This is a genomic window from Rhodococcus sp. IEGM 1330 (genome assembly GCF_033142445.1).
In the GTDB taxonomy this organism is placed as follows: Bacteria; Actinomycetota; Actinomycetes; order Mycobacteriales; family Mycobacteriaceae; genus Rhodococcoides.
Map to the genome: position 1 here is coordinate 460,908 of NZ_JAWLSB010000004.1, position 6,289 is coordinate 467,196.

The 6,289-nt window shown below is 63.6% G+C and carries 6 protein-coding genes and 1 rRNA gene; 3 read left to right on the forward strand and 4 right to left on the reverse strand.

The genetic code is table 11. The features are described from left to right. Positions 1 to 22: 22 nt before the first annotated feature. On the reverse strand, positions 23 to 1,213 hold the full coding sequence (locus R4P57_RS12985) for an acetyl-CoA C-acetyltransferase (RefSeq protein WP_317803237.1): 1,191 nt from the start codon (positions 1,211 to 1,213) through the stop codon (positions 23 to 25). 105 nt (positions 1,214 to 1,318) lie between these two features. Between R4P57_RS12985 and mce the strand changes: the two genes are divergently transcribed. Next, positions 1,319 to 1,801: a methylmalonyl-CoA epimerase gene (gene mce, locus R4P57_RS12990; RefSeq protein ID WP_373453564.1), complete on the forward strand. Its 483-nt coding sequence runs from the start codon at positions 1,319 to 1,321 to the stop codon at positions 1,799 to 1,801. A gap of 59 nt (positions 1,802 to 1,860) precedes the next feature. Further along, a complete protein-coding gene (locus R4P57_RS12995; protein WP_317803238.1) occupies positions 1,861 to 2,811 on the forward strand; it encodes a hypothetical protein in 951 nt (316 codons plus the stop codon). A gap of 30 nt (positions 2,812 to 2,841) precedes the next feature. Here R4P57_RS12995 and R4P57_RS13000 read toward each other — a convergent pair whose 3' ends face one another. Together R4P57_RS13000 and nucS are read right to left on the reverse strand one after the other, a co-directional pair. Beyond that, complete coding sequence (locus tag R4P57_RS13000; protein ID WP_037193364.1) at positions 2,842 to 3,159, reverse strand: hypothetical protein; 318 nt, start codon at positions 3,157 to 3,159, stop codon at positions 2,842 to 2,844. Between the two features lie 41 nt (positions 3,160 to 3,200). Next, positions 3,201 to 3,872 carry an endonuclease NucS gene (gene nucS, locus R4P57_RS13005; protein ID WP_269595881.1) on the reverse strand — a complete coding sequence of 224 codons (672 nt, stop codon included), beginning with the start codon at positions 3,870 to 3,872 and terminating at the stop codon, positions 3,201 to 3,203. Positions 3,873 to 3,915: 43 nt separating this feature from the next. On the opposite strand from nucS, the gene R4P57_RS13010 reads away from it, so the two are divergent. Further along, positions 3,916 to 5,505 carry an adenylate/guanylate cyclase domain-containing protein gene (locus R4P57_RS13010; RefSeq protein ID WP_317803239.1) on the forward strand — a complete coding sequence of 530 codons (1,590 nt, stop codon included), beginning with the start codon at positions 3,916 to 3,918 and terminating at the stop codon, positions 5,503 to 5,505. 476 nt (positions 5,506 to 5,981) lie between these two features. Here R4P57_RS13010 and rrf read toward each other — a convergent pair. After that, positions 5,982 to 6,098: ribosomal RNA gene (gene rrf, locus R4P57_RS13015) — 5S ribosomal RNA — on the reverse strand. Positions 6,099 to 6,289 lie beyond the last annotated feature (191 nt).

Here is a 6,289-nt window from a genome sequence, read left to right on the forward strand (position 1 = left end):
GTCTCCAGAGCCACCACGAGTCCTACTGCTTCGGTACTCGAACGATGAGGGCGTCGCCCTGTCCACCGCCGCCGCACAACGCGGCCGCGCCGACTCCACCGCCGCGTCGCTGCAGCTCGAGAGCCAGATGCAGGGCAATGCGAGCTCCCGACATGCCGAGGGGATGCCCGATCGAGATCGCTCCGCCGTTGACGTTCACGATCTCCGGATCGATGCCCAGCTCACGCGTCGACGCGATTCCGACCGCTGCGAACGCCTCGTTGATCTCGATGACGTCCAGGTCCTTCGGGTCGATGCCGTCCTTCTCGCATGCCTTGGCGATCGCGCGAGCCGGTTGCGACTGCAGGGTGGAATCGGGACCGGCCACCACTCCGTGGGCACCGATCTCGGCGAGCCAGGTCAGACCGAGCGACTCGGCTTTCTCCTTGCTCATCACCACGACGGCGGCGGCACCGTCGGAAATCTGCGACGCCGATCCGGCGGTGACGGTGCCTGCCTTGTCGAAGGCGGGGCGAAGCTTGCCGAGGGAGTCGACAGTGGTGTCGGCGCGAATGCCTTCGTCTGCGGTGAACTGGATCGGCTCGCCCTTGCGCTGCGGGATCGACACCGGGACCACTTCGTCGTCGAACACGCCGTTCTTCCAGGCCGCAGCAGCTTTCTGATGCGACGCGGCGGCGAAGGTGTCCTGCTCCTCGCGAGTGATGACCTCGGTGCTCTGGTTGCGCTGCTCGGTCAGTGCACCCATGGCCTGATCGGTGAAGATGTCGTACAGCCCGTCGTAGGCGAGGTGATCACGCATGGTGACATCGCCGTACTTGAATCCGGCACGCGACTTCTCGAGCATGTGCGGTGCCTGGGTCATCGACTCCTGGCCACCGGCGACGACGATCTCGAATTCACCGGCGCGGATCAGCTGGTCGGCCAGTGCGATGGCGTCGACTCCGGACAGGCATACCTTGTTGATCGTCAGTGCAGGCACGGTCATCGGAATGCCCGCGGCAACCGCAGCCTGCCGGGCCGGAATCTGGCCGGCACCAGCGGTGAGAACCTGGCCCATGATGACGTAGTCGACCTGATCCGGCGCGACACCGGCTTTGTCGAGTGCACCCTTGATGGCGATTCCGCCGAGGTCCGATCCCGAGAAGTCCTTCAGGGCACCCGAAAAACGCCCCACGGGCGTACGAGCGCCGGCGACGATGACTGTTGTGGTCACGATTTCCTCCGAAAGTGTGAAGACGGCCTTGTCGAGATCAACGCTCCGACGCCCCCTGCCGATACCGGCCGGGCGGAGCACCGAAACGCAGCTGGCGCTAACGTCATGGCCATGACCTCCAGCACGCAGTCTTACACGGGAGCCCCGCTGCGCTCCGACCTGGTGACGGCTATCGATCACGTGGGTGTCGCGGTGCCCGATCTCGACGCTGCCATCGCCTGGTACACCGACCACCTCGGCATGGTTGCAGTGCACGAGGAGATCAACGAGGAACAGGGTGTGCGCGAGGCGATGCTGTCCTTCCCCGGCGCCACGGAGAAGTCCGCTGCACTGCAGTTGCTCGCACCGATCGACGAGTCGTCCACCATCGCCAAGTTCATCGGCCGCAACGGCCCGGGACTACAGCAGTTGGCGTACCGCGTCACCGACATCGAAGAGATCTCGACCGAGCTGCGCGCTCGCGGCGTTCGGTTGCTGTACGACGCCCCGCGCCGTGGCACCGCCGATTCTCGGATCAACTTCGTCCACCCCAAGGACGCCGGTGGCGTGCTCATCGAACTGGTCGAACCGAACCCCGACGCGCACTGATCGAACTCTGTGAATCAGCCGTATGGCTCTCTACTTGACTCACCGGTAAATTGACGGCCATGGCCATCGATCATGAGCGCACTTCTACGGTGCAACTTCCCTTTTCCATCGTCCGGAAGGGGTTCGATCGCGACGAAGTCACCAACTACTTCGAGCGGTTCGACGCCGAGCTCCGGCTGACAACCGCTGACCGTGATGCGGCCGCAGCCCAGGCTCGTGATCTGGCCAAGCAACTCGACGACGCCCGTGACGAGATCGACGAGCTGCGCAAGGACATCGATCGTCTGTCGGTTCCACCCACCACAGCGGAGGGGATGAGCGATCGAATCTCACGCATGCTGCGGCTGGCCTCGGACGAGGCATCCGAAGTACGTGCCAAGGCGCACTCGGAGTCCGAGGAAATGATCTCCGTTGCGCAGCAAGAGAGTGCCCGACTGCGCGGACGGCACGAGTCACTGGTGGCCGAACTCGAAGAGCGCCGAACGGCACTCGAAGCCGAACACCAGCAGACCATGGCTCAGGCGCGCACCGAGGCAGCTCGAGTGGTCGAGGCCGCGCAGGCCGAGCGCGACAAGTTGGCTGCCGAATCCGAGGCCAAGCGCGCCGAGGTTCAGGAAGACTTCGAGATCACGATGGCCGAGCGCCGCACCAAGGTGCTCACCGCTCTCGAGGAACTCGAAGCGTCCAGCAAGACCGATGCTGCCCGCCGCATCGAGGAGGCGACCACCGAGTCTGCTCGACGGCTCCAGTCCGCGAGTGAGCAGGCCGAGCGACGCATCGCGCACTCGAAGGAACTGGCCGAGGAGCTGCGTGTGCTCCGTAGTCGTGTTCTGGCACAGCTGCTCGGAATTCGAGGCCAGCTCGATTCGGTTCCGGCGATGCTCGCCTCGGTCAATCGTGAGAGCGAACTGCTCGACAATCCCGACCCGACGGCCATCCTGAAGAAGGAAGAAGAGAAGGCAGCCGCGAAGGCCGAGGACAAGAGGGAATCGGCTGACTCCTCGTCCTGACTCAGCTTGTCCTGCGCCTGGCCTCCCCCGCTACGACCATCTGCGGGTGAGGCCTCGCGTGTTTCGGCCGGACCAACATCCGGTATGCCAATGTCTGCGATTGTCGGCACCACCGAAATCGTCCGAGGGCCACGCGACGATATGTGCGACGCCCGGCCGCACCTCGTGATCACAGCCGGGGCATCGATAGGTCTTCACGGCCTTGGCACCCGGGACCATCCGCGTCGTGTACGTGTCACCGTCCGGACCGACCTCGACCCGGTTGCCGCCCAGCACGGAATCGGTCGCCGGACCGAGATCACTCGGGCCGCTCCGATTCGGTCGGCGGGGCTGATTACGACGTGGCACCCGTCCAGTGTAGAGAACCGAACGATCGATGCCGACAGTCGTCAGAACAGCCGGAACTCGGTGCTGTCGGTTCCGCGCAGGACGTCGTAGTCGAGTGTGAGACAACGAATGCCGCGGTCGGTGGCCAGAGTCTTCGCCTGCGGCTTGATGACCTGTGCGGCAAACACTCCACTGACCGGTGCCAGCAGCGGGTCACGATTGAGAAGTTCGAGATACCGAGTCAGCTGTTCGACGCCGTCGATCTCACCACGTCGCTTGATCTCCACTGCCACTGTTCCGCCATCGGCGTTGCGGCACAACAGATCCACCGGTCCGATGGCCGTCATGTACTCGCGTCGCACGAGCGTGTAGCCGTCGCCCAAGGTGCTGACGTGCTCGGCCAACAACTCCTGAAGGTGAGCCTCCACACCATCTTTCACCAACCCGGGATCGATACCCAACTCGTGACTGGAGTCGAGTTCGACATCGTCGATGGTGATGCGAAGTTCCTCGCCGGCCTTGTTGGTGACGATCCACTTGATCGTCTCGTCCTCGGTGGTCTCGACCATCCAGCAAGGCGGAGACATCCAGTTGAGCGGCTTGTAGGCCCGGTCGTCCGCGTGCACGCTGACCGATCCGTCGGACTTGACGAGGAGCAGGCGGCGAGCGGACGGGAGGTGTGCGGTGAGACGGCCGACATAGTCGACTTGGCAACGAGCAATAACTAGACGCACTCGACCACCTTAAGGCAGGAGCCCCCGTTAGTCTGTGACGACCATGCCGCAATTGAGACGATCTGCCGCTCCCCTGGGTTCCCGACTGCTCGGCGACACCTCCGAGTCGCCACGTCGACGACGGATCCGAATCCAGCTGCTGTTGACCGTCTTCTTGGTCCTGTCGAACCTGATCGGCGCAGTCATCGTGGGCGTTCTGATCAGCGTCGTCGTTCCGGGCCCCAACGTCCTCGACCCCGAGAAGTACTGGTGGGTCAATTTCATCGTCGTCCCGGTGTACGTCTTTCTCGCCTTCGTGGTCGGCGTCGTCTGGGGCACCACAAGCGCGCTGAGCAGTCTGCGATGGGGCATCGAGGATCGCCAGCCCACACGGTCCGAGCAGGTCGCGACTCTCGCAATGCCCTGGCGTCTGACGCGGATCCAGATAGCGCTGTGGATCGGCGCGCTGATCCTGTTGACCACCATCGACGGCATCATCGATCCGCAGGCGATCCCCAAGGTTGCCTTCACGATCGCCGCGGGCGGCACAGTCGTCTGCGCATTCAGTTACCTGCTCAGTGAGTTCGCCCTCCGCCCCATCGCGGCTCGGGCGCTCGAGGCAGGTGACCCACGTCGGATCCGGATCGCCGGTGTCATGGGTCGTTCCATCCTGTCGTGGCTACTGGGCACCGGCGTTCCGGTCTCCGGATTGATGATGATCGCGGTCTTCCGGTTCATCAATCCTGAGACGACAGCGACTCAGCTGGCAGTCTCCATCCTCGCGCTCGGCGGAATCACCATTGTGTTCGGATTCGCACTGACTGTCCTCGGCGGATTCGCAACGACCTCGCCCATTAACAACGTGCGCGCGGGGATGGCCGAGGTGGAGAAGGGCAACATGGAAGTCCGTCTCGCGGTGTACGACGGCACCGAACTCGGCGAGCTGCAGAGCGGCTTCAACAGGATGGCCGACGGAGTGCGCGATCGGGAGAAGATCCGCGACCTGTTCGGCAGGCACGTCGGCCATGAGGTCGCCGAAAAAGCACTGCAGTCGGACAGTGAACTCGGCGGACAGGAACGCGATATTGCGGTGTTCTTCATCGACCTCGTGGGTTCGACCGAGTTGGCAGCATCGCGGCCGCCCACCGAGGTCGTGCACCTACTCAACCGATTCTTCGCAGTAGTCGTAGACGAGGTCGACGAACACGGCGGTTTCATCAACAAATTCGAGGGCGACGCCGCGCTGGCGATTTTCGGGGCCCCCAACGAAATTGCCGACCACTGCGGCTCCGCGTTGGCCGCAGCACGAGCGATTGCCCGACGGCTGCTGGTCGAGGTCCCCGAATGTAGTGCCGCTGTGGGTGTCGCGGCGGGACGCGCAGTCGCCGGCAACGTCGGTGCGAAGTCCCGATTCGAGTACACCGTCATCGGAGACCCAGTGAACGAGGCCGCTCGCCTCTCCGAACTGGCGAAGAACGCTCCAGGGGCGATCCTGGCCTCCAAAACGGCAGTCGACGGTGCCGCAGACGACGAAGCGCATCGATGGGAATTCGGTGATGCGGTAACCCTCCGTGGACGCTCCGCCGAGACGGTCCTCGCGAATCCGAAAGATTTGGAAGTCACCGCCGACAAGCCTGTTGCCGTGCACACCTGACCCGTATTGCCGCTCATTGCAGTTGCTGCGGCATGCGCGTCGGCATCGCTGTCCGCTAATGCGCACGCGTGTGTCAGATGCGCGGGGAATAGGCAGCGGTCGGGGCGCGATTGTGCGCGCAGATGACGAATGCGCGCGCGTTTGTCCTCGCGTCCGAAATCCGCGGTCGTGTCGCGCGCCGGCACCCGGATTCAGACCCCGGTGTCCGCGAATGCGCGCGCGTCTGTCAGGTGCGCGGGGAATAGGTAGTGGTCGGGGTGCGATTGTGCGCGCGGATGACGAATGCGTGCGCGTTTGCGCTGAGGGTCGATTGTCGGGGTGACGGGCCGGTCGGGGGACGCCGGTATCCGGGTCCAGTCCCCGGTGTCCGCGGAAGTGTCCGCGGAAGTGTCCGCGAATGCGCGTGAGTGTGTTGGTTGGATTCGAAATGCAGAATGCCCCCGACCGTGGTGGTCGGGGGCATTCTGGGATGTTGTGTTCGGCGGTGTCCTACTCTCCCACACCCTGTCGAGTGCAGTACCATCGGCGCTGGAGGGCTTAGCTTCCGGGTTCGGAATGGGACCGGGCGTTTCCCCTCCGCTATGGCCGCCGTAACTCTACGAAACAGTAGTCACGAGCGGTCTCAGTCGGAGAACACATCCCCCACACATGCTGTCGGGATCGGTGTTTCGTCATGGACCTGTATTCGATTGTGTAACTGAACAACTCGTGTGTTGTTTCAGATATTGCACAGTGGACGCGTAGCTTCTTTGTGGTAAGTCCTCGGCCTATTAGTACCAGTCAC

Bases quoted from the DNA above. Each gene is read 5' to 3' on its own strand.
- mce (WP_373453564.1), top strand. From the start codon at position 1,319: ATGGCCATGACCTCCAGCACGCAGTCTTACACGGGAGCCCCGCTGCGC.
- R4P57_RS13010 (WP_317803239.1), top strand. From the start codon at position 3,916: ATGCCGCAATTGAGACGATCTGCCGCTCCCCTGGGTTCCCGACTGCTC.
- R4P57_RS12995 (WP_317803238.1), top strand. From the start codon at position 1,861: ATGGCCATCGATCATGAGCGCACTTCTACGGTGCAACTTCCCTTTTCC.